This window comes from Kitasatospora sp. NPDC057512 (assembly GCF_042802135.1).
Lineage (GTDB): Bacteria > Actinomycetota > Actinomycetes > Streptomycetales > Streptomycetaceae > Kitasatospora.
In genome coordinates this window covers 4,167-28,653 of sequence record NZ_JBHVET010000022.1, presented here as the reverse complement: position 1 = coordinate 28,653, position 24,487 = coordinate 4,167, and the positions used below count along the sequence as shown (strand labels likewise).

General features: G+C 72.8%; 12 protein-coding genes. 8 read left to right on the top strand and 4 right to left on the bottom strand.

Annotation, left to right across the window (positions count from 1 at the left end; all coding sequences use genetic code 11):
- Positions 1-23: 23 nt before the first annotated feature.
- Positions 24-893, bottom strand: coding sequence for a 3-methyl-2-oxobutanoate hydroxymethyltransferase (gene panB / locus ACFU6K_RS03340; protein WP_380660605.1), 870 nt, complete (start codon positions 891-893; stop codon positions 24-26).
- Between the two features lie 343 nt (positions 894-1,236).
- Here panB and ACFU6K_RS03335 point away from each other — a divergent pair, with 343 nt between their 5' ends.
- The 3 genes from ACFU6K_RS03335 to ACFU6K_RS03325 all read left to right on the top strand — a co-directional run bounded on the left by ACFU6K_RS03335 (position 1,237) and on the right by ACFU6K_RS03325 (position 4,958).
- Positions 1,237-2,844, top strand: a complete 1,608-nt coding sequence (locus ACFU6K_RS03335; protein WP_380660604.1) for a DHA2 family efflux MFS transporter permease subunit — start codon at positions 1,237-1,239, stop codon at positions 2,842-2,844.
- A 159-nt stretch (positions 2,845-3,003) separates the two neighbouring features.
- The gene (locus tag ACFU6K_RS03330; RefSeq protein ID WP_380660603.1) at positions 3,004-3,633 is read left to right on the top strand and encodes a TetR/AcrR family transcriptional regulator; all 630 of its coding nucleotides are present in this window, start codon (positions 3,004-3,006) and stop codon (positions 3,631-3,633) included.
- A gap of 269 nt (positions 3,634-3,902) precedes the next feature.
- Positions 3,903-4,958 (top strand): endonuclease/exonuclease/phosphatase family protein, encoded by a 1,056-nt coding sequence (locus tag ACFU6K_RS03325; RefSeq protein WP_380660602.1) that lies wholly within the window; start codon positions 3,903-3,905, stop codon positions 4,956-4,958.
- Positions 4,959-5,006: 48 nt separating this feature from the next.
- On the opposite strand, the gene ACFU6K_RS03320 is transcribed toward ACFU6K_RS03325, so the two are convergent.
- Positions 5,007-6,761, bottom strand: coding sequence for an NAD+ synthase (locus ACFU6K_RS03320; protein WP_380660601.1), 1,755 nt, complete (start codon positions 6,759-6,761; stop codon positions 5,007-5,009).
- Positions 6,762-6,935: 174 nt separating this feature from the next.
- Here ACFU6K_RS03320 and glnA point away from each other — a divergent pair, with 174 nt between their 5' ends.
- Both glnA and ACFU6K_RS03310 read left to right on the top strand, forming a co-directional pair.
- Positions 6,936-8,297, top strand: coding sequence for a type I glutamate--ammonia ligase (gene glnA / locus ACFU6K_RS03315; protein WP_380660600.1), 1,362 nt, complete (start codon positions 6,936-6,938; stop codon positions 8,295-8,297).
- A 181-nt stretch (positions 8,298-8,478) separates the two neighbouring features.
- Positions 8,479-9,849, top strand: a complete 1,371-nt coding sequence (locus ACFU6K_RS03310; RefSeq protein WP_380660599.1) for a hypothetical protein — start codon at positions 8,479-8,481, stop codon at positions 9,847-9,849.
- Here ACFU6K_RS03310 and ACFU6K_RS03305 read toward each other — a convergent pair.
- Entirely contained in the window at positions 9,816-11,018 is a 1,203-nt protein-coding gene (locus tag ACFU6K_RS03305; protein WP_380660598.1) for an acyltransferase family protein, read from the bottom strand. The genes ACFU6K_RS03310 and ACFU6K_RS03305 overlap by 34 nt on opposite strands.
- Before the next feature lie 211 nt (positions 11,019-11,229).
- On the opposite strand from ACFU6K_RS03305, the gene ACFU6K_RS03300 reads away from it, so the two are divergent.
- The gene (locus tag ACFU6K_RS03300) at positions 11,230-14,256 is read left to right on the top strand and encodes a bifunctional [glutamine synthetase] adenylyltransferase/[glutamine synthetase]-adenylyl-L-tyrosine phosphorylase (RefSeq protein ID WP_380660597.1); all 3,027 of its coding nucleotides are present in this window, start codon (positions 11,230-11,232) and stop codon (positions 14,254-14,256) included.
- A 106-nt stretch (positions 14,257-14,362) separates the two neighbouring features.
- Here the strand turns inward: ACFU6K_RS03300 and ACFU6K_RS03295 are convergent, their stop codons facing one another.
- Positions 14,363-15,331 (bottom strand): phosphatase PAP2 family protein, encoded by a 969-nt coding sequence (locus tag ACFU6K_RS03295; RefSeq protein WP_380660596.1) that lies wholly within the window; start codon positions 15,329-15,331, stop codon positions 14,363-14,365.
- Between the two features lie 317 nt (positions 15,332-15,648).
- Here ACFU6K_RS03295 and pulA point away from each other — a divergent pair, with 317 nt between their 5' ends.
- Both pulA and ACFU6K_RS03285 read left to right on the top strand, forming a co-directional pair.
- Positions 15,649-21,180, top strand: a complete 5,532-nt coding sequence (pulA, locus tag ACFU6K_RS03290; RefSeq protein ID WP_380660595.1) for a pullulanase-type alpha-1,6-glucosidase — start codon at positions 15,649-15,651, stop codon at positions 21,178-21,180.
- Between the two features lie 628 nt (positions 21,181-21,808).
- Positions 21,809-24,142, top strand: coding sequence for a M4 family metallopeptidase (locus ACFU6K_RS03285; RefSeq protein WP_380660594.1), 2,334 nt, complete (start codon positions 21,809-21,811; stop codon positions 24,140-24,142).
- Positions 24,143-24,487: the final 345 nt, after the last annotated feature.

Sequence of the window (24,487 nt, the reverse complement as noted above, 5' to 3'; positions counted from 1 at the left end):
GAGCGGGGCCGCGGCGTCGGTCCTTACGTGAAGCTGTGCTCGGCCGCGGGGAAGGCGCCGGTGCGGACGTCCTGGGCGTAGGCGCGGGCGGCGTCGCCGAGGACGGTGCGCAGGTCGGCGTACTGCTTGACGAACTTGGGCACCCGGCCGGCCGTCATGCCGGCCATGTCGGTCCAGACCAGCACCTGGGCGTCGGTGTCCGGGCCGCCGCCGATGCCGACGGTCGGGATCGCCAGCTGCTCGGTGACCTGGGCGGCCAGCTCGGCCGGGACGGCCTCCAGCACGACCGCGAAGGCGCCGGACTGCTGGACGGCCTTGGCGTCGCGCAGCAGCTGGTGGGCCGCCTCGTCGCCCCGGCCCTGGACCGGGTAGCCGCCGAGGGCGTGCACGGACTGCGGGGTGAGGCCGATGTGGGCCATCACCGGGACGCCGGCCTCGACCAGCAGCTCGATCGAGCGGGCGCTGCGCTCCCCGCCCTCCAGCTTGACCGCGCCGACCCCGGCCTCCTTCATCAGCCGGGCCGCGTTGTGCATGGCCTGGGCGGGGGACTCCTGGTACGAGCCGAACGGCAGGTCGGCGACGATCATGGACCGCTTGGTGCCGCGGACGACGGCGGCGGAGAGCATCACCATCTGATCCATGGTCACCGGGACGGTGGTCTCGTAGCCGAGGTGGCAGTTGCCCGCCGAGTCGCCGACCAGCAGCACCGGGATGCCGGCCTCGTCGAACACGCCCGCGGTGAGGGCGTCGTAGGCGGTCAGCATCGACCACTTCTCGCCGCGCCGCTTGGCGGCGGCGAGGTCGCGGACGGTGACCCGGCGGTTGGTGACCCCGCCGTAGAGGGTGGTGGTCGACGCCTGGTTCTGGGCAGGCGAAGGCGTAGAAGCGTTCATCGAACGGACTCCTGAAGGGTTGTCGTCTCGTGGCGCCGTACGGCGTCCCCGGATCACCTCCATGCTTGCACGCCCCGGCCCCGGCGCAAAGAGGGGTGCGTTCGTCCCGGTGCGATCCACGCCACACCGGGTGCGATCCACGCCACGCCGGGCGCGATCCGCGCCGTACCGGGTGCGCGGGCGCCCCGCGCCGGGGTGCGCGGGAGGCCCCCGAATTTGCCTGCTCTTTACGAAACGGGTTCGTCTCGTATCGTATCGGCCGCTAGTCTGGTGTGGGGGGTTACGAGACGCATTCGGCTCGGAATTGCCCGCCAGTGCCACACCACCACGGACGGGAACACCAATGACCACCGCAGCCGCGCCACCCCGCGTGCCGGAAGCCATCCACCGTCGGCGCTGGGCGATCCTCGGCACCCTGCTGCTCGCCCTGCTCGTCGTCGTGCTCGACAACTCGATCCTCAACGTCGCGATGAAGACCATCGCGACCCCCGCTCCGGTCGGCCTCGGAGCCACCCAGAGCGACCTGGAATGGTCGATCAACTCCTACACCCTGGTCTTCGCCGGGCTGCTGTTCACCTCCGGCCTGCTCGGCGACCGGTTCGGCCGCAAGCGCGCGCTGCTGGCCGGCATGGTGGTCTTCGGGGTCGCCTCGCTGCTGTCCGCGCTGGCCGCCTCGCCCGGTGAACTCATCGGCTACCGCGCCCTGATGGGCGTCGGCGGCGCGCTCGCGATGCCCGCCACGCTGGCGATCATCATGAACGTCTTCGAGCGCTCCGAGCAGCCGAAGGCGATCGGGATCTGGGCCGGCGCGGTCGGCCTGGCCATCGCCATCGGCCCGATCACCGGCGGCCTGCTGATCGAGCACTTCTGGTGGGGCTCGGTCTTCCTCGTCAACGTCCCGATCGTGGTCGTCGCGGTGATAGCGATGGTGATCCTGGTCCCCGAGTCCAAGGACCCCAACCCGGGCCGGATGGACCCGGTCGGCGTGCTGCTGTCGATCATCGGCCTGGTCGCGCTGATCTACGGCATCATCAAGGGCGGCGAGCTGGCCGACTTCACCGCGGCCGGGGCCTGGGTGCCGACCCTGGTCGGCGTGGTCGCGCTGGTCGCCTTCGTCTGGCACGAGCGCCGCACCGCGTTCCCCGCGCTGGACGTCACCTGGTTCCGCAACCGGGTGTTCAGCGCCTCCGTGGTGGTCGTCGGCGTGATCTTCTTCGCGCTGATGGGCGTCTCCTTCTTCGGCGTCTTCTACATCCAGAGCGTGCGCGGCTACAGCGCCCTCCAGGCCGGTGTGCTGATGCTGCCGCTGGCCGCCGCCCAGCTGGTGTTCGCCCCGCGGGCCCGGCTGGTGGTCGACCGCCTCGGCGTCGCCGCCACCGCCGCCGGCGGCATGCTGCTGGTCGCGCTCGGCTTCGTCGGCTACGTCGTGCTGACCGCCACCACCCCGATCTGGGTACTGGTCCTGCTCGGCCTGGTGATGGGCGCCGGCATGGCGCACGTCATGCCGCCGGTCACCGTCGCGATCATGGCCTCGCTGCCCCGCGAGAAGGCCGGGGCCGGCTCGGCCGTCAACAACACCTTCCGCCAGGTCGGCGGCTCGCTCGGGGTCGCCGTGCTCGGCGCGGTGCTCTCCACCGTCTACCGCGACGGGATGGCCGACACCCTGACCCACCTGCCCGAGGGCCTGCGCGACAAGGCCGGCGAGTCGCTGGAGGCCACCCTGGCCATCGCCGGCCGGATCCCCGGCGGCGAGGCGCTGATCGCCCCGGCGAACGACTCCTTCATCCACGCCATGCACGTGGTGGCCTCGCTCTCGGTGGGCGTCTCGGTGATCGGCGCCGTCGTCGCCTGGTTCCTGCTGCCGGGCCGCTCGGCCGCCCCCGCGGGCCCGGCCGGGCCCGCCTCCGGTCAGCGCGGCCAGGAGCGGGAGGCCGCGGCCGCGGACGCCTGAGCTGCGGCCGGCCGTCCCGCGACTGAGCGACAATGGCCCTGTCACCCGGGTGCGCCCGGGTGGCGGGGCCTCGGTCCGGGCAGGCCCCCGGCCGAGGGCCCACCGGAGGACACCCCACGGCGCCAGGCGACCGGGGAGGACGAGGGAGAGACAGCGGGGATGAAGACGGACACGCCGACCGCCGGCACCGGGCAGCACTGCGCGGAGGTACGCCGTGGCCGGCCCCGCAGCGAGGCCGCCGAGCAGGCCATCTTCGGGGCCGTCGAGGACCTGATGGCCGGCGGCACCGCGCTGTCCGAGCTCACCATCGAGGGCATCGCCGCCGCCGCCGGCGTCGGCAAGGCCACCATCTACCGGCGCTGGCCCAACAAGGAGGCCCTGCTGGTCGACGTGGTCAGCCGGCTGGAGGAGCCGCTGCCGGAGCCCACCGGCGCCGGCGCCCGGGCCGACCTGATCGCCATGGTGGACCACGTCCGCCGGCGCGGCCTGGCCAAGCGCACCCGCTGGGTGCTCAAGGCCACCCTCGGCCAGATGCAGACCCTGCCCGAGCTGTACACCGCGTACCGGGAACGGGTGATCAAGCCCCGCCGGGAGATCGGGCTCGGCCTGATCCGCCGGGCCGTCGCCGAGGGCGTGATCCGCGACGACCTCGACCTGGAACTGCTCAACGACCTGCTGATGGGGCCGATCCTCTACCGCAGCATCCTGTGGGACGACTCCGACCTGGAGGACCCGGACCTGGCCCGCAAGCTGGTCGACTCCGTGCTCGAAGGCCTCGCACCCCGCTGACCCGGCCGGACGTCGCCCCGGACGTCGCCCCGCCCACCAGATCGGACGTCGCCCCGCTCACCAGGCCGGACGTGGCCCCGCCCACCAGGCCGGACGTGGCCTCGCTCACCAAACCGGGCCACGCCGGAACCCGCTCAGCGGGCCCGACGTCTGTCCCGGCATAGGCTGAGCCGGGTATCCGATCAAACCGGCACCGGTCCGGTCGTGCCCGCACCTTCGACGGTCCGGGTACCGGAACGGCGGCGGCACGAGCGAACGGGAGCCACTTCATGGCGCAGGCGGACAGGACCGAACGGATCGCGGCCCCAGGGGGCGGCGCCGACGGCCCGGCCCCCGCGTCGCGTCGCGGCGGCTTCCTCGGTCTGCGCCACTGGGGCCGGGACGCCCGCGGCAGCACCACCTGGCGGCGCGGCCTGGTGGTCGCCGCGCTGGCCGTGCTCACCGCCGGACTGATCGCCCTGCACGCCGAGGTGCCCAACAGCGCCGGCAACCTCGGCAGCCTGCTGGAGACCTTCCTGCCCTGGCTGGGCCTGGCCGTCCCGGTGCTGCTGGTGCCCGCGCTGCTGCGCCGCTCCGCCACTGCGCTGATCGCCCTGCTGCTGCCCGTCGTGCTCTGGGCCAACCTGTTCGGCGGCCTGCTGAGCGACAAGAGCGGCGGCAAGGGCGACTGGACGGTGGTCAGCCACAACGTCGCCGCCGCCAACACCGACGTGCCGGGCACCGTCCGCACCCTGGTGGACTCCGGCGCCCAGATCGTCGCCCTGCAGGAGCTGGCCGGAAAGCAGCTGCGCTCGTACGAGACCGGGCTCGCCGCCGCCTACCCGCACCACACCGTGGAGGGCACCGTCGGGCTCTGGTCGAAGTACCCGATCGGCGACGTCACCCCGGTGGACCTGAAGATCGGCTGGACCAGGGCCTTCCGGGCCGAGGTCACCACCCCGCAGGGCCCGGTCGCGGTGTACGTCGCGCACCTGCCCTCGGTGCGGCTGAAGGCCGAGGGCGGCTTCACCGTCAACCAGCGGGACGTCAGCGCGCAGGCGCTCGGCGACGCGATCCAGGCCGAGCCGCTGAAGAAGGTCCTGTTGCTCGGCGACCTCAACGGCACCATGAACGACCGCAGCCTGGCGCCGGTCACCTCGCAGATGCGCTCGGCCCAGGGCGCCGCCGGGGACGGCTTCGGCTTCAGCTGGCCGGCCGCCTTCCCGATGGCCCGGATCGACCAGATCATGAGCAAGGGCGGGCTGAAGCCGGTGGACTCCCGCACCCTGCCCCGGGACGGCAGCGACCACCTCCCGGTGGCCGCCACGTACCGGTACTCCTCGTGAGGGCCGGCCGGGTGGGGACCGGCCGCATGGGGGCCGGGCGCATGGGGGTCAGCCGCGCCGCCAGCGGTTGGTGATCGGCAGGCGGCGGTCCCGGCCGAAGTTCTTGGCCGAGATCTTCGGGCCCGGCGGGTACTGGCGCCGCTTGTACTCGGCGGTGTCGACCAGCCGGACCACCCGGTCCACCAGCGCCGGGTCGAAGCCGGCCGCCACGATCGCGTCCCGGCCCTCGTCGCCCTCGATGTAGCGGGTCAGCAGGTCGTCCAGCAGGTCGTAGTCGGGCAGCGAGTCGGTGTCCACCTGGTCCGGCCGCAGTTCGGCGGACGGCGGCTTGGTGATGGTGTGCTCCGGGATCGGCGGCACCTCGCCGCGCCGCTCGGCCTCCTCGTTGCGCCAGCGCGCCAGCCGGAAGACCAGCGACTTGTAGACGTCCTTGACCGGCCCGTAGGCGCCCACCGAGTCGCCGTACAGGGTCGAGTAGCCGACCGCCAGCTCGCTCTTGTTGCCGGGCGCGAGCACCAGGTGCCCCTCCTGGTTGGAGATCGCCATCAGCAGGGTGCCGCGCAGCCGGGACTGGAGGTTCTCCTCGGCCAGGCCGGTCAGCTCGACGGCGCCCAGGTAGGCGTCGAACATCGGGGCGATGGAGACGGTCCGGAAGCGCAGTCCGGTCCGGCGGGCCAGCTCGGCCGCGTCGTCCCGGGAGTGCTGGGAGGAGTAGCGGCTGGGCATCGAGACGCAGTGCACGTTCGGCGCGCCGACCGCGTCCACCGCGATCGCGGCCACCAGCGCCGAGTCGATGCCGCCGGACAGGCCGATCAGCACCGAGCCGAAGCCGTTCTTGGCCACGTACGCCCGGGTGCCGGAGACCAGCGCGGCCCAGATCTCGGCCTCGTCGGACAGCCGCGGCGCCACCCCGGCGGTGAGCGGCTCGGCGGGCGCGGCCTGCGGCTCGCCGCCCAGCTCGGTACGGACCAGGTGCAGCCCGTCGCTCAGCAGCAGGCCGTCGGTGTCGTCGCCCGCGGCGGCCGGCAGGTCGAGGTCCAGCACCAGCAGGTGCTCCTCGAACTGCGGGGCACGGGCCAGGACTTCGCCGCCCGCGCCGACCACGACCGAGTCGCCGTCGAAGACCAGTTCGTCCTGGCCGCCGACCATGTTGACGTACGCCAGGGCGCAGCCCGCCTCGGCCGCCCGGCGCCGCACCAGCTCCAGTCGCTGGTCGTCCTTGTTCCGCTCGTACGGGGAGCCGTTGATCACCAGCAGCAGCCCGGCGCCGGCCTCGCGGGCGGCGGTGACCCGGCCGCCGTCCTGCCAGATGTCCTCGCAGATCGCCAGCGCGACGTCCACCCCGTGCAGCCGCAGCACCGACAGCTGGTCGCCCGGGACGAACCAGCGGAACTCGTCGAACACGCCGTAGTTGGGCAGGTGGTGCTTGGCGAAGCGGGTCACCACCTCGCCCCGGTGCAGCACGGCGGCGCAGTTCTGCGGGGAGCCGGCCGGGCGGTTGAAGCGCGGCGAGGCGTGCTCGGAGCGCCCCAGGTAGCCGACCACCACCGGGACCCCGCCGAGCCCTTCCGCCGCCAGCCGGGCGGCCAGTGCGACCAGCGCGGCGCGGGAGGCCTCGACGAAGGAGTGGCGCAGGGCGAGGTCCTCCACCGGGTACCCGGTGAGGGCCATCTCGGGGAAGGCGACCAGCTGCGCGCCGGCCTCCACGGCCTGCTTGGTCCGGCGCACCACCTCGTCGCCGTTGCGGGCGAGGTCGCCGACCCAGGGGTCGGTCTGGCACAGGGCGAGACGGAGATTGGGCATGCCCCGAGTGTAATCGTCTAACTGACGCAATGTCCTGGGCAGGGGCCGGCGGCGGGGGTCGGCACTGCCGGGCCGGGCGGGGATCGGCCATGATGGGGGCAACCGCTTTACGAGGTCTTTCCACGGCCTCCGGGGCGTAACACGAGCGTAAAGAGCAGAGGTGAGACTGTCCCCATGGGCAAGCAGCAGCAGTTCGTGCTTCGGACGCTCGAAGAGCGTGACATCCGGTTCGTCCGGCTGTGGTTCACCGACGTGCTCGGCTTCCTGAAGTCGGTCGCGGTGGCGCCGGCCGAGCTGGAGCAGGCCTTCGAGGAGGGCATCGGGTTCGACGGCTCGGCGATCGAGGGGTTCGCCCGGGTGTACGAGTCCGACATGATCGCCAAGCCGGATCCGACCACCTTCCAGATCCTGCCGTGGCGCTCGGAGACCCCGGGCACCGCCCGGATGTTCTGCGACATCCTGATGCCGGACGGCTCGCCCTCCTTCGCCGACCCCCGGTTCGTGCTCAAGCGCACCCTGGAGAAGGCCTCCGAGCAGGGCTTCACCTTCTACACACACCCGGAGATCGAGTTCTTCCTGCTGAAGAACCTGCCCGGCGACGGCACCCCGCCGATCCCCGCCGACCAGTCCGGCTACTTCGACCACACCCCGCGCGGGGTGGGCCACGACTTCCGCCGCCAGGCGATCACCATGCTGGAGTCGATGGGCATCTCGGTCGAGTTCTCGCACCACGAGGGCGCCCCCGGCCAGCAGGAGATCGACCTGCGCTACGCCGACGCGCTCTCCACCGCCGACAACATCATGACCTTCCGGCTGGTCATGAAGGAGGTCGCGCTGGAGCAGGGCGTGCACGCGAGCTTCATGCCCAAGCCGTTCTCCGAGCACCCCGGCAGCGGCATGCACACCCACGTCTCGCTGTTCGAGGGCGACCGCAACGCCTTCCACGAGTCCGGCGCCGAGTACCAGCTCTCCAAGGTCGGCCGGTCCTTCATCGCCGGCCTGCTGAAGCACGCCGCCGAGACGGCCGCCGTCACCAACCAGTGGGTGAACTCCTACAAGCGGATCTGGGGCGGCTCCCAGCGCACCGCCGGGGCCGGCGGCGAGGCGCCGTCGTACATCTGCTGGGGCCACAACAACCGCTCGGCGCTGATCCGGGTGCCGATGTACAAGCCGGGCAAGCAGGGCTCCACCCGGATCGAGGTCCGCTCCCTGGACACCGGCTGCAACCCGTACCTCGCCTACGCCGTCACCCTCGCGGCCGGGCTGAAGGGCATCGAGGAGGGCTACGAGCTCCCGCCCGGCGCCGACGACGACGTGTGGGCGCTGTCCGACTCCGAGCGCCGCGCCCTCGGCATCCAGCCGATGCCGCAGAACCTCGGCGAGGCCATCGACCTGATGCAGCGCAGCGAGCTCGTCGCCGAGACCCTCGGCGAGCACGTCTTCGACTTCTTCCTCAGGAACAAGCACAAGGAGTGGGAGGAGTACCGCTCCGAGGTCACCCCGTTCGAGCTGCGGAAGAACCTCCAGGTGCTGTGAGCGGGTGAGGGCCGCTCGAACCGTTTCCGGCCCGCTGTCGTCCGAAGGGACGACGGCGGGCCGTCCGATGGAGTGGATCTGCGACGGATCGCCGGTCCGGTGGCGGAATGTAAGGGTTGTATGACTGGGCGTCATGGTCCGATGGACTCTGATTGTCCGTTTCATCCTGAAAGAGGATCACATGACCTCCTCCGTCAGCCGCGCCGCCGCCACCCGACTGCTCGTCCGCCGGACCTGTGTCGTGGGCGCCGCCGTGGCCGCCGTCGCGGGCCAACTGCTGGCCGCCCCGACCGTCGCCGACGCCCGCGGTTCGGGCACGGGCACCGGTGCGAACGCGGGTGCGCAGTACCCGCAGAGCTCCCAGAACTCCCAGAGCTCCCAGAACCCGCTGGAGCTGCTGCAGTCGTTGCAGCAGCACCCGCAGAACCCGCTGGAGCTGCTGCAGTCGTTGCAGCAGCAGCCACAGCAGCAGCAGCCGCACCGCGCGCAGCAGCGGGCCACCACGGTCGCCGAGAACCAGCTGCCGTTCACCACCCGCTTCGAGGGCGACTTCCACGGCTCCATCACCCGGATCAGCAACTCGCTGATGACCTGCGACGAGACGAAGGCGCCGCTCGACCCGGAGCAGCCGCCCTGCCTGGACGCCCGCAAGGGCCTCGGTACCCGGCCGATCAACAACAAGTACGAGATGAAGTACATCAACATCGACCCGGGCTCGGTCGGCCCGCTCGGCGACGCGATCTACTCCGCCAGCTCCGCCGACCTGGGCCTGATCGACGGCTCCCGGGTCAAGTACGCCCGGCTGTACTGGGGCGGCACCCGCGGCATCGACGACGTCGTGCTGCCGGAGAACCAGATCGACGAGGTGTACCTGAAGGTCCCGGGCGAGGGCCAGTACCGCAACATCGCCAACGACCAGCCCTCGATCGGCTACATCACCACCGACGTGGAGAGCAGCTACCAGGCCTCCGCCGACATCACCGACCTGGTCCGGCAGGCCGGCAACGGCACCTACACCGTCGCCAACATGGACTCGGTGGTGAAGCCGCACAGCTGGGGCGGCTGGACGATCGTGGTCGCGTACGAGAACGACTGCAAGCCGTACCGTCACATCCACCTGTGGGACGGCTTCCGGGTCGAGCTGCCGGACAGCCCGCCGCGCGAGTTCGACCTCACCGGGCTCCGGACCCCCGCCGACGGCCCGGTGGCGGGCAAGCTCGGCTTCGTCGTCTACGACGGCGACCTCAAGTGGACCGGCGACACCCTCGCCATCAAGTCCACCAACGGGCCGCAGGCGCTCTTCTCGGACCCCAACCACGCCTCCAACGACGCGTTCAACTCCACCATCGAGGAGCTGACCCCGGCCGACCAGTTCATCCGCACCCCGTACAACCGCAACAACTTCGGCTACGACTCCAACCGTTGGGACATCTCGCCGTTCCTGCGCAACGGGGACACCGACATCAAGGTGCTGTTCGACACCGACAAGGACGGCTACGACCTGGGCGTCTTCTACGCCTACGTCAACCTGGACGGCTCCACCGAGGGCTGATCCGCCGACGGCTGGCCCACCGTCGGGCCACGGCGCCGCTGCCGCACCACCCGCACCGCGCGGGGCGACAGCGGCGCCGCCGCGTCCCGGCCCCGCGGGGCGCCGCGCAGCAGCCGCTCGCACGGCCGCTCCACCCAGCGGTACAGGGCCCCCGCGGCCACCAGCGAGCCGCCCGCCAGCAGCAGCCAGACGCCGAGCGTCGCGGCCCCCGGCGCCGGGCGGCCCTGGACGGACAGCCAGCAGCGGAGGCCGATCTCGTGCACCAGGTACCAGGCGTACGACCACTCGCCGAGCCGCACGGCCGTCCGGCCCGCCAGCAGCCGGGGCGGGGCCCCGGCGGCGTCGCGCCGGGCGGCGGCCGCCAGCAGGACGGCGAACAGCGGCGCGGAGAGCAACTGGGAGGCGCTGTACGGGCCGTACCAGCAGGAGTCCGGGACGGCGGCGTGCCAGGGGACCAGCAGCAGGTGCCAGAGCAGCACGGCGGCGGCCGCCGGGAGGAGCCCCGGCCGCGGGAGGCGCGCCCGGGGCAGCGTGCCGTGCCGCACGGCCAGGCCGGTGACCACGCCGAGGACGAACTGCGGGGTCCGGGTCAGCGGCAGGTAGTCCAGCAGCCAGCCGCGCACCGTCGGGTCGGAGGGCATCACGGCGCCGGCCGCCCACAGCACCGGGCCGAGCGCGGCGCACAGGGCCGCGAGCGGCAGCCAGGCGCGCCGGCGCGGGGCCAGCAGGCGCAGCAGCGGCGGGAACAGCAGGTAGAACCAGGCCTCGGCGCCCAGCGACCAGGAGGCCGGGTTGCCGCCGTACAGGGTGGGCAGCGCCCACGGGTGCACCAGCGCCAGCGACCAGAGTGCCGCCGCCACCGGCAGCACCGCGCCGATCGCCGCGTCCGCGCCCAGGGACAGCGCGGTGGTCAGCACGTGCAGCGGCCAGATCCGGGCGAACCGGCGGCGGGCGAAGACCCACGGCCTCGCGGGCGAGGCCCCGTACGTCCAGGCCAGCACGAAACCGGAGAGCACGAAGAAGAACGTCACGCCCGAACGGCCGTACCAGGCGAGCGGGCTGAGCAGCGGCAGCTCGCCCACCTTGCGGGAGAGGTGGTAGAGCACCACCAGCAGGGCGGCCCAGAAGCGCAGCCCGGTGAGCGAGGGCAGGCGGCTGGGGCCGGTCATGGGCATCGGCGCTCCGGGGGAGGGGGACGGGGGCGGCGCCCGGGTGAACGAGCACGGCGGGGCCGAGGTCACGCCGACGGCGGCGGGCGGTCGCGTCCGGCGACGGGTTGCCGGGGCGCGTAACCTGCTAGGGCCCGGACGGCCCTGCCAGGGGCCCGGACGGACCTGCCGGGGCCCGGACGGGCCTCTGAGCGGACGGATGGAGGGGCCGATGGCGGTGGAGGAGCAGCGGGCCGGGAGCCGGGTCAGCCGGCCGGAGAACCGGCTGGTCCGGCGCGGGTTCACCGACCCGGCGCGGGCGGTGCGGCTGTTGGAGGGCCCCGGGCTGGAGGGCCTGGCCGACGACCCCGTGCTGCTGGACGCGCTCGGCGCCACCGCCGACCCCGACCTCGCGCTGCTCGGCCTGTCCCGGCTGCTGGAGGCCGCCGACGAGGCCGACCGGCACACCCTGCGCGACACCCTCACCACCTCCAAGCCGCTGCGCGACCGGCTGCTCGGCGTGCTCGGCGTCTCCACCGCGCTCGGCGACCACCTGGCCCGGCACCCGCACGACTGGCACGTGCTGGTCACCTTCGAACTGCGCGACATGCACCCCGGCCCGGAGGACTTCCGCCGCTCCCTCGCCGAGGGCGTCCGGGACGCCACCCTCGGCCCGGCGAACGCGCTGCGCGTCGCCTACCGCCGCTGCCTGCTCGCGATCGCCGCCCGCGACCTCACCGGCACCACCGACCTCGCGCAGACCGCCGCCGAACTCGCCGACCTGGCCGGCGCCACCCTCCAGACCGCCCTGGACCTCGCCGCCGAGCAGGACCCGGAGGCGGCCGCGGCCTGCCGGCTCGCCGTGATCGGCATGGGCAAGTGCGGCGGCCGCGAGCTCAACTACGTCTCGGACGTGGACGTGGTCTTCGTCGCCGAGCCGCGCGAGGGCGTGGACGAGCACGAGGCGCTCAAGGCCGCCACCCGGCTCGCCGCCGCCCTCACCCGGCTGTGCGCGGACACCACCGGCGAGGGCACCATCTGGCCGGTGGACGCCAACCTGCGCCCCGAGGGCCGCAACGGCCCGCTGGTGCGCACCCTGGCCAGCCACCTCGCGTACTACCAGCGCTGGGCCAAGACCTGGGAGTTCCAGGCACTGCTCAAGGCCCGCCCGGTCGCCGGGGACGCGGAACTCGGCGCCGCGTACGTGGCGGCGCTCGCCCCGATGGTCTGGCAGGCCGCCGCCCGGGAGAACTTCGTCGCCGACGTGCAGCAGATGCGCCGCCGGGTGGTCGACTCCATCCCGGCCACCGAGCTGGACCGCCAGCTCAAGCTCGGCCCGGGCGGGCTGCGCGACGTCGAGTTCTCCGTCCAGCTGCTCCAGCTGGTGCACGGCCGCACCGACCCGGCGCTGCGCAGCGGCAACACCCTGGAGGCGCTGGCCGCGCTCTCCCGGGGCGGCTACGTCGGCCGGGCGGACGCCGCCTCGCTGGACGCCGCGTACCGCTTCCTGCGCTCGCTGGAGCACCGCATCCAGCTGTACCGGCTGCGCCGCACCCACCTGATGCCCACCGGGGCCGAGGACCTGCGCCGGCTGGCCCGTTCGCTGGCGGCGCTGATCAACGACGACACCCGCGCCGACCCGGTGGCCGCGCTGCAGCGCGAGTGGAAGCGGCACGCGATGGAGGTCCGGCGGCTGCACGAGAAGCTGTTCTACCGGCCGCTGCTCGACGCCGTCGCCGAACTGCCGCCGGGCGCCACCGGGCTCAGCCCGGAGGCGGCCCGGGCCCGGCTGGAGGCGCTGGGCTACGCGGACCCGGCGGCCGCGCTGCGGCACCTCAGCGCGCTCGCCTCCGGGGTGAGCCGCAAGGCGGCGATCCAGCGCACCCTGCTGCCGGTGCTGCTCGGCTGGTTCGCCGAGTCCGCGGACCCGGACGCCGGGCTGCTCAACTTCCGCCAGGTCTCCGACGCGCTCGGCCGCACCCCCTGGTACCTGCGGCTGCTGCGGGACGAGAGCGCCGCCGCCGAGCAGCTGGCCCGGGTGCTGTCGGCCGGCCGACTCGCCCCCGACCTGCTGCTGCGCGCCCCCGAGGCGGTGGCCATGCTGGGCGACCCGCACGGCCTGGAACCGCGCGGACGGGCGGCGCTGCAGTCGGAGATACTGGCCGCCGTCGGCCGGGCCGGGTCCACCCACGCCGCGGTGGCGGCCGCCCGCTCGGTGCGCCGCCGCGAGCTGTTCCGCACCGCCGCCGCGGACGTGCTCGGGCGGCTCGGGGAGGACCCGGCCGAGGCGCTGGACACCGCGGGGGAGGCGCTCACCGCGCTCAACGCCGCCACCCTGGGCGGCGCGCTGCGCGCCTGCGTGGCCGGCTGGGAGGCCGAGCACGGGGACCTGCCGACCCGGATCGCGGTGATCGCGATGGGCCGGTTCGGCGGCCACGAGCTGGGCTACGGCTCGGACGCGGACGTGCTCTTCGTCCACGAGCCGCTGCTCGGCTCGCTGGAGGAGGAGGCCGCCCGGGCCGCCCAGGCGGTCTGCCACGAGCTGCGCGCCCAGCTGGGCGCGCCCTCCACCGAGCCGCCGCTGCTGGTCGACGCCGACCTGCGGCCGGAGGGCCGCAGCGGCCCGCTGGTGCGCACCCTCGCCTCGTACGCGGCGTACTACCGGCGCTGGTCGCACGCCTGGGAGAGCCAGGCGCTGCTGCGGGCCGAACCGGTGGCCGGGGACGAGGAGCTGGGCGCGCGGTTCCGGCAGTTGATCGACCCGCTGCGCTACCCCGGCGGCGGGGTGCCGGAGCGGGACCTGGTGGAGATCCGCCGGATCAAGGCGCGGATCGAGGCCGAGCGGCTGCCGCGCGGGGCCGACCCGACCACCCACACCAAGATCGGCCGGGGCGGGCTGGCGGACGTCGAGTGGACGGTGCAGCTGTTGCAGCTCCGGCACGGGCACGAGCTGCCGGCCCTGCGCACCACCCGGACCAGGGCGGCGCTGGCCGCGGCCGCGGAGGCCGGGCTGGTCGAGCCGGAGGACGCCGAGGTGCTGGACACGGCCTGGGTGCTGGCCTCCCGGGTGCGGGCGGCGGTGATGCTGGTGCGCGGGCGGCCCGGGGACAGCTTCCCGGGGGAGGCCCGGGAGCTGGCCGGGGTGGCCCGCTACCTCGGGTACGGCTCCGGGCACAGCGGCGAGCTGCTGGACGACTACCGGCGGACCACCCGGCGGGCCCGGGCGGTGGTGGACCGGCTGTTCTACGGCGCCGGCTGACCGGAGCCGCCCCGCCTCCGGCCGCCGCCCCGGGGACGGCCCGCCCCGGGGACGCGAAAGGGGCCCCGGTCGGGGCCCCTTCGGGAGGTTTATGCCATTCGGCCGGCTAGCGGCGCGCGCTGCTGACCGCGGGCTCGCTCCACTGCTCCGGGACGGTGATCGGCTGGTCCGCCACCGTCTCCCGGGCGGGCACCTTCGGCAGCCGGTAGACCCATTCGTGGTACATCCAGCGGGCGGTGAGGAAGCCCACCAGCAGGCAGAGCACGCCGCCGACGGCGTCCATCCAGAAGTGGTTGGCGGTGGAGACGATCACCACCAGGGTGGCGGCCGGGTACATCAGGCCGAGCACCCTGACCCACGTCCGGCGGGCCAGGAAGAAGATCGCCAGACCGCACCACATCGACCAGCCGATGTGCATCGAGGGCATGGCCGCGTACTGGTTGGAGACGTGCGCGGCGGGCCCGGAGGCCATCGAGCCCCAGGTGCCGTGGGCCTTCACGGTGTCGATGAAGCCGCCGTCGGTCATCAGCCGGGGCGGGGCCAGCGGGAAGAAGTAGAAGCCGACCAGGGCGATCCCGGTGGTCACGAACAGCACCGTGCGGGCCGCGACGTAGCGTCCGGGGTGGCTGCGGTAGAGCCAGACCAGCACGCCGATCGTGATCACGAAGTGCAGCGTCGCGTAGTAGTAGTTCATCCCCGTGATGAGCCACCCGACGCTGTCCACGGCGTGGTTGATCGAGCGCTCGACGGCGATGCCGAGGTGCTTCTCCAGGTCCCAGATCCAGCCCGCGTGCTTCTGGGCTATCGCCTCCTGTTCGGGGACCGCGTTGCGCACGATCGAGTAGACCCAGTAGCTGATCCCGATCAGTGCCAGCTCGAACCAGATCCGCGGCCTGGCCGGCGAGCGGCGCTGGGCGCTGACGCGGCTGCGCAGGGCGGCGGTGCGGGACTGGGCGGCACGGGTGGCTCCATCGGGCAGGCGGCCGGGGACGGCCTTCGCTGCTTCGGAACCGCCACCGCTGGCCGCGTCGGCGCGCCGTACGTCGCCTCGCTGGATCTCGGTCGGTTCCCCCATGGACGGCAAGTCTGCCAGACCGCTCGTAGCCGTCTGCTCATCCTCTGGAAGTGGATTCTTCACCGGCTGTCCCCCTTGAGGGCTAGGGGCCGGCGCCCACCGGGGTAGGGGGTGCTCGGGGGTTGGGTGCATACCGGTGGGACGGACATACGTCCCATTGTCACGCCCGTCGCTCCAAGGGAGTAATCGGGGTGGTCGGAGACGGTCCGCCACCTGGAAGTTCCCGTGACGAAACGATTTCTGCATCTTGCTGAAACATATTGCAGGCCGCTAGCTTCCTGGGAAATCGATCGCCCCTTCCCCTAAGGGAGCCCTCAGTGGCCGATGCCCCGCTCCGCCCCCGACGGAGCACTGCCCGACGAACCCCTGGCCGCCGCAGACCGGGCCGTACGGCCGTCCTGCTGGCCGCCGCCCTGACCGCCGCCACCCTCGGCGGCGCCCCCGCGGCCCTCGCCGCCGCCCCGCCGGCCCCGCCCTCGGACGCCGCGCTCGCGGCCACCGCCGGACGGCACGACCTCACCCGGGAGCAGTTCTACTTCGTCCTGCCCGACCGCTTCGCCAACGGCGACACCGCCAACGACGCCGGAGGCATCACCGGGGGGCGGCTGGAGAACGGCTTCGACCCCGCCGACAAGGGCTTCTACCACGGCGGCGACCTGGCCGGGCTGATCCAGCGGCTCGACTACGTCCAGGACCTCGGCACCACCGCGATCTGGCTGGCCCCGATCTTCAAGAACAAGCCGGTGCAGGGCAGCGGCGCCGACGCCTCGGCCGGCTACCACGGCTACTGGATCACCGACTTCACCCAGGTCGACCCGCACTTCGGCACCAACGAGCAGCTCAAGGAGCTGATAGCCAAGGCGCACGCCCGCGGCATCAAGGTCTTCTTCGACGTCATCACCAACCACACCGCCGACGTCATCGACTACGCCGAGAAGCAGTACGGCTACCGCTCCGTCGGCGCCTACCCGACGCTCGACGCGGACGGGAACCCGGTGGACGAGACCGCCGTCGCCGACGCGGGCGCCCCCTGGCCGCGGACCACCAAGGACTCCTTCCCCTACACCCCGGTCTTCCGCAATCCGGCCGACGCCGTGGCCAAGACCCCGTCCTGGCTCAACGACCCGGCGCTGTACCACAACCGGGGCGACTCGACCTTCGTCGGCGAGTCCGCCACCGAGGGCGACTTCAGCGGCCTGGACGACCTCGACACCCAGAACCCCAAGGTGGTGAAGGGCTTCGAGAAGGTCTACCAGCAGTGGGTCAAGGACGCCGGCGTGGACGGCTTCCGGATCGACACCGTCAAGCACGTCGACATGGCGTTCTGGCAGCAGTGGGCCCCCGCGCTCAAGGACTTCGCCGCCAAGCAGGGCAACAGGAAGTTCTTCATGTTCGGCGAGGTCTACTCCGGCGACCCGGCGGTCACCGCGCCGTACGTCACCAAGGGCAGGCTCCAGGCCACCCTGGACTTCCCGTTCCAGGGCGCGGCCCGCTCCTACGTCTCGCAGGGCGGCTCGGCGCGCGGCCTCGCCGACGTCTACGCCCAGGACTACCGCTACACCGGCGCCGACACCGACGCGTACGAGCTGCCCACCTTCCTCGGCAACCACGACATGGGCCGCTTCGGCTCCTTCCTGCTCGCCGACAACCCGGGCGCGGCCGACGCCACGCTGCTGAGGAAGGACCGGCTCGGCAACGAGCTGCAGTTCCTCACCCGCGGCCAGCCCGTCGTCTACTACGGCGACGAGCAGGGCTTCACCGGCGCGGGCGGCGACAAGGACGCCCGGCAGGACCTGTTCGCCTCGAAGACGGCCTCCTACAACGGCGACCGGGTACTCGGCGGCCCCTCCGGCCCGGCCGACCGGTACGGGCAGGGCGGCGGGCTCTACCAGGGCATCGCCGGGCTGGCCAAGCTGCGCCGCGACAACCCGGCCCTGGCCGACGGCGCCCAGATCGAGCGGTACGCCGCCGACGGCGCCGGCGTGTACGCCTTCTCCCGGATCGACGCCGGGCAGCAGGTCGAGTACCTGGTCGCGGTCAACAACGCCGCCGAGGCGAAGACCGTCACCCTGGACACCTTCTCGGCGGGGATGGGCTTCGACCCGCTCTACCCGGCGGCGGGCGCCCGCGTCACCAGCGGCGCCGACCGCAAGGTTACGGTCACCGTGCCCGCGCTGTCCTCGGTCGTCCTCAAGGCGGGCGGCCGGCTCGCGCCGGTGGCCGCCGCGCCGCGGCTCTCGGTGCAGCCGCCGGCCGACGGCTCGACCGGGCTCGTCACGGTCGGCGCCACGACGGACGGCGGCTTCAACCAGGTGAGCTTCGCCGCCCAGACCGGCAACGGGCCCTGGCAGACCCTGGGCACCGCCGACAACGGCGTCTACAAGGTCACCCAGGACCTGGGCGCCGTCGCCCCCGGCACGGTGGTCCGCTACAAGGCCGTCGTGCGGGACTCCAGCGGCCACCTGCGCTCCGCCACCGCGAGCTTCACCACCGGCACCCCCGCGCCCAAGCCCGCGCCCACCGCCGGCTCCCGCCCGTACGCCGTCGTCCACTACAACCGGCCGGACGGCGACTACGACGGCTGGAACCTCTACGCCTGGGGCGACCTCGCCGACGGCGAGGCCACCCCGTGGCCGGCCGGGCACGCCTTCACCGGGCGGGACGCGTACGGCGCCTTCGCGTACGTGAGGCTCAAGCCGGGCGCCTCGGACGTCGGCTTCATCGTGGAGAAGGACGGCGTCAAGGACGTCGACGCCGACCGGCACCTCGACGTCGGCAGCACCGGCGAGGTGTGGCTGAAGCAAGGGGGCGCGACCGTCCGCACCGCCAACCCGGGGCCGCCGGCTGGGTCGACCGGTCCTGGCCAGCCGGCGGACACCGCCGTCATCCACTACAACCGGGCCGACGGCGACTACGACGGCTGGGGCCTGCACGACTGGACCGGCGCGGCCACCCCGACCGACTGGGGCAAGCCGCTGACGCCGGCCCGCCGCGACGCCTTCGGCGCCGTCTTCGAGGTGCCGCTGGCCCCCGGGGCGACCAGCCTCAGCTACATCCTGCACAAGGGCAACGACAAGGACCTGCCCGCCGACCAGTCGCTGGACTTCGCCGTCAACGGCAAGGAGGTCTGGGTGCTCGGCGGCCGCGAGGGCTACCTGCTGCCGCAGAACCCGGCCGCCTCCTCGCAGATCGACCTCACCGGCGCCAAGGCCCAGTGGATCGACGCGAGGACCGTCGTCGTCCCGGCGAACTACGGCGCGGGCGACGACGCCCTGGCCGGCGGCACCAGCGCCCAGCTGGTGTACGACCCCGAGGGCGGCATCCGGGCCGACAAGGGCGCGCTGACCAAGCCCGGCAAGTGGCTGCGGCTCACCCCGGCCAAGGGCGGGCTGACCGACGCCCAGAAGGCCAAGTACCCGCACCTGGCGGGCTACCGGGCCTTCACCGTGGACCCCCGGGACGCCGCCCGCGTCCCGGCCGCGCTCCGCGGCCAGCTGCTGTTCACCGAGCACCTGCCCAGCGGCGCCGTCCTGGCCGGCACCGGGGTGCAGATCCCGGGCGTGCTGGACGACCTGTACGCCGGGCGGACCGGCAAGGTCGACTTCGGCCCGGCGTACTACAACGGCAAGGTGGCGCTGTCGCTGTGGGCGCCGACCGCGCGGGAGGTCTCCGTCCAGGTCTTCGACAGCGCCACCGGGGGCACCCCGAAGACGCTGCCGCTGAAGCTCGACGACGAGACCGGCGTCTGGGAAGTCGTCCGCGACAAGGGCGAGTTGGACGGTAGGTACTACCTGTACCAGGTGAAGGTCTGGGCGCCGTCCACCCAGCAACTGGTGGTCAACACCGTGACCGACCCGTACTCGGTGGCGCTGTCCACCGACTCCCGGCGCAGCCTGGTCGCCGACCTCGACGCCAAGGCGCTCAAGCCCGCGGGCTGGGACGACCACGCCCGCCCGCAGGCCGTCCCGGCCGAGCGGCAGCAGATCCAGGAACTGCACGTCCGGGACTTCTCGGTCGAGGACCCCACCGTCCCGGCCGCCGAGCGCGGCACCTACCTGGCGTTCACCGAGTCGGACTCGGCCGGCATGCGGCACCTGCGGGACCTGGCCAAGGCCGGGGTGACCACGGTCCACCTGCTGCCGACCTTCGACATCGCCACCATCCGGGAGAACCGGGCCGACCAGAAGCTGCCGGCCTGCGACCTCACATCCCTTCCCCCGGACGGCCCGAAGCAGCAGGAGTGCGTGGCGGCCGTGGCCGCCGACGACGCGTACAACTGGGGCTACGACCCGCTGCACTACAACGTGCCGGAGGGCTCGTACGCCACCGACCCGAACGGGGCCGCCCGCACGGTGCAGTTCCGGCAGATGGTGCAGGCGATGCACGCGGCCGGGCTGCGGGTGGTGCTCGACGTGGTCTACAACCACACCGCCGCCAGCGGCCAGGCCGAGCACTCGGTGCTGGACAAGGTGGTGCCCGGCTACTACCAGCGGCTGGACGCCGACGGCAAGGTGACGGCGGACAGCTGCTGCGCCGACACGGCGCCCGAGCACGCCATGATGAACCGGCTGGTGGTCGACTCGGTGACGCTGTGGGCCCGCGAGTACAAGGTGGACGGCTTCCGCTTCGACCTGATGGGCCTGGACCCGAAGTCCACCATGCTGGACGTGCAGGCCGCGCTGCGGAAGATGACGCCGGACTCGGACGGCGTGGACGGGAAGAACGTCTTCCTCTACGGCGAGGGCTGGAACTTCGGCGCCGTCGCGAACAACGCCCGGTTCGAGCAGGCCACCCAGCAGAACATGGCCGGCACCGGCATCGCCACCTTCGACGACCGGATCCGGGACGCCGCCCGCGGCGGCAACTTCATGCTGAACTCCGCCCCGCAGCAGGGCTTCGCCTCGGGCCTGTACACCGACCCGAACGGCTCGGCCGCGAACGGCACCCCGGAGGAGCAGAAGGCCCGGCTGCTGCACCAGATGGACCAGCTGAAGGTCGGGCTGACCGGCAACCTGGCCGGCTACTTCTTCACCGACAGCTCCGGAAAGCCCGTCACCGGCGCCCAGGTCGACTACAACGGCGCCCCGACCGGGTACGCGGCCAAGCCCGGCGAGGCGGTGGAGTACGTGGACGCCCACGACAACACCGACCTCTTCGACGCGCTCGCGTACAAGCTGCCGACCGGCACCGCGCCCGCCGACCGGGCCCGGATGCAGGCGCTCGGGCTCTCGCTGACCGCGCTCACCCAGGGCGCGGGCTTCGCCCAGGCCGGCAGCGACCTGCTGCGCTCCAAGTCGCTCGACTCCAACTCCTACGACTCGGGGGACTGGTTCAACGCGATCCACTGGGACCCGGCCCAGGGCAACGGCTGGGGCCGCGGCCTGCCGACGGCGAAGGACAACCAGGAGCAGTGGACGGCCGCGCAGTCGCTGCTGGCGAACCCGCGGCTGACCGTCGGCGCGGCCGACATCCGGTCGGCCTCGGCGCAGTACCAGGAGTTCCTGCGGATCAAGCAGTCCTCGCCGCTGTTCTCGCTGCCGAGCCTGGCCGCCGTCCAGCAGCGGCTCTCCTACCCGCTCTCCGGCACCGCCGGTGAGACGCCCGGGGTGATCACCCTGCACCTGGACGGCACCGGGCTGCCGGGGGCGGAGAAGGGCGTCACGGTGGTCTTCAACGCCACGCCCACGGCGCAGGCGCAGACCGTGCCGGCGCTGAAGGGCACCGGCCAGGCGCTGCACCCCGTCCAGGCGGGCGGGGCGGACCGGGTGGTGCAGCGGTCCGGCTTCGACGCCGCGACCGGCACCTTCACCGTGCCGGGCCGCACCGTGGCGGTGTTCGTCCAGCGCTGACCCGCCGGTGCTGACGTGCCGACACCGGTTCGTCCGGCTCCGGCCCGTCCGACACTGATTCGTACACCCCGACAACTCCCGGGCCCCGTACCACTGTTCAGGTGGTGCGGGGCCCGGTTGCGGTCGGCGGGGGCACGGTCGCGTTCCGGACGCGCGGTGGCCGGAAACCGTCGATGGCACGGCCGGAACTGTGACGTGCCGGGTCCGCCGGGCGCTGTCGGCCACCCGCCGGGGCCGGAACCGGCCCTGAGTGCTGGTCACCGACCGCCGGTGGTGATCGAACTTTGTCCGGGGCCATGAAAACCGTGTTCACGAGTTCGTCGTGGGGTAACACAACTGATGGAGCGCCCTCCATACGGTTTCGGTAATGAATCGGCCAATCCGTGGCATGCATCTGTCATTAACGGCTCGTTTGCTGCCACGATTCCCCCGGCTGTAGACGAGGGGACCCCACCCCCCGGTGCGGCCGGTCCAGTTCAGGTGCAGCGCGTCCGACCCTGCAACGAGTTGTGAGCACCGCATCCGCACTCCCGTCGCACCCGGCGGGGGCCCCCACTGCGCCGCGACCCCGCGGCCCAGGTTTCTCTCCACCGTGCGCGACCCAGCGCCGGTCGGAAAAGGAGTCCGCATGTCCCGTTACGCTCACGCACGGAAGGCGGCGGTTGTCATGGCCGCCTCCACCGCGCTGCTGGTCACCGGCATACCGGTGATCGCCCAGGCGGCCACGCCGGACGCGCCGGCCGCCGTCGCGGCCCAGCAGGCGAGCCGCGCCCAGCTGATCTCCGCCGCGAACCAGCAGACCACCAGCCTCGCCCAGAGCCTCGGGCTGAGCGGTGAGGAGAAGCTGGTCACCAAGGACGTCTTCCAGGACGCGGACGGCACCCGCCACCTGCGGTACGAGCGCACCCTCAACGGACTGCCCGTCCTGGGTGGGGACCTGGTGGTGCACCAGGCGCCCACCGGTGCGACCAAGAGCGTCGACCGGGCCAGCACCGCCCCGCTGAGCGGCGTCGGCACCACGCCGAAGCTGGCCGCCCCGGCCGCGCAGACCGCCGCGCTCGCCGCCGAGCAGGGCACCGCGGTCGACACCGCGCCGCGCCTGGTCGTCTGGGCCGCGGACAACAGCCCCCGGCTGGCCTGGGAGACCGTCGTCTCCTCGACCAAGTCCGACGGCACCCCGAGCAAGATGCACGTCGTCACCGACGCCACCAGCGGCCAGGTCATCCAGCAGTGGGACGGCATCGAGACCGGCTCCGGCAAGGGCGTCTTCGTCGGCAACGTCACCATCGGCACCACCCAGTCGGGTTCGTCGTACCAGCTGAAGGACGGCACCCGCGGTGGGATGTACACCACCAACCTGAACCACGGGACCTCGGGCACCGGCACGCTGTACAGCAAGTCCACCGACACCTGGGGCGACGGCACCGTCAACAACGGCGAGTCCGCCGCGGTCGACGCCCACTACGGCGTCGCGGCCACCTGGGACTACTACAAGAACACCTTCGGCCGCAACGGCATCCGCAACGACGGTGTCGGCGCCTACAGCCGCGTCCACTACGGCAACAACTACGTGAACGCGTTCTGGGACGACTCCTGCTTCTGCATGACGTACGGCGACGGCAGCAACAACACCGCGCCGCTCACCGAGCTGGACGTCGCGGGCCACGAGATGAGCCACGGCGTCACCGCGGCCACCGCCAACCTGACCTACTCGGGCGAGTCCGGCGGCCTCAACGAGGCCACCTCGGACATCTTCGGCACGATGGTCGAGTTCTACGCCAACATCCCGACCGACAACCCCGACTACCTGATCGGTGAGTTGATCAACATCAACGGGGACGGCACCCCGCTGCGCTACATGGACAAGCCGTCCAAGGACGGTGCCTCGGCCGACTACTGGTCCTCCACCGTCGGCAACAAGGACGTCCACTACTCGTCCGGTGTCGCCAACCACTTCTTCTACCTGCTGTCCGAGGGCAGCGGCGCGAAGACCATCAACGGCGTCAACTACGACTCGCCGACCCAGGGCAACATCACGGTCACCGGCATCGGCCGGGACAAGGCGGCGGCCGTCTGGTACCGCGCGCTGACCACCTACATGACCTCCAGCACCAACTACGCCGCGGCGCGCACCGCGACGGAGAAGGCGGCCACCGACCTGTACGGGGCCGGCAGCGCCGAGCTGGCCGCGGTCGGCACCGCCTGGGCGGGCGTCAACGTCGGCACGGCGCCCAACCCGGGCGGCGTCACCGTCACCAACCCGGGCAACCAGTCCACCGCCGTCGGCGGTGCGGTCAACCTGGCGATCAAGGCCACCGGCGGCACCGCCCCGCTGACCTACTCGGCCACCGGCCTGCCCACCGGCCTGTCGATCAACGCCTCCACCGGCGCGATCACCGGCACCGCCTCCACCGCGGGCACCTACAACGTGACCGTCACGGCGAAGGACTCGGCCGGCAAGACCGGTACGACCAGCTTCACCTGGACCGTCTCCACCGGTGGCGGCGGCTGCACCCCGGCCCAGCTGCTGGGCAACGAGGGCTTCGAGTCGGGCACGGCCACGCCGTGGACCGCGTCGAGCGGCGTGGTGGACAGCAGCGCCTCGCAGGCGGCGCACAGCGGCTCCTGGAAGGCGTGGCTGAACGGCTACGGCTCCACCCACTCGGACTCGCTGTCGCAGACGGTGAGCATCCCGGCGGGCTGCAAGGCGACGCTGAGCTTCTGGCTGCACATCGACACCGCCGAGTCGGGCACCACCGCGTACGACAAGCTGACCGTGTCGGTCAACGGCACCACGCTGAAGACCTACTCCAACGTGGACGCCGCGGCCGGCTACCAGCAGCGCACCTTCGACCTGTCGGCCTACGCGGGCCAGACGGTCACCGTGAAGTTCGCCGGGACCGAGGACGCCTCGCTCCAGACCAGCTTCGTGATCGACGACACCTCCGTCCAGACCGGCTGAGCCCGGACCGGCTCCTGACGGGCCGGTGAACCAGGACAGGTGAGGGGCCCGGTGGCTACGGCTGCCGGGCCCTTGTCGTGCCCGCGCCTGCCGACCTGGCCCCCGGCTTCTCCTCGGCTCCTCCCCGGTTTCTTCCGGGCTTCTCCCGGGCTTCGACCAAGGTCTTGACGGCCTTTGCGGGTGCCTCTAGGTTCGGCGCTGCAAGTTTCCGGCAAGTTGCAGAAACTTCCTGCAGTTCCCCTGCGGCCCTCCCGCAGGCTCCCCTCCGGCTGCCCCCCCCCCCCCCCCCCCCCGGGGCGGAGTGGTGCCCCCCCCCCCCCCCCCCCCGCCCGCCCCCCGCGGCCG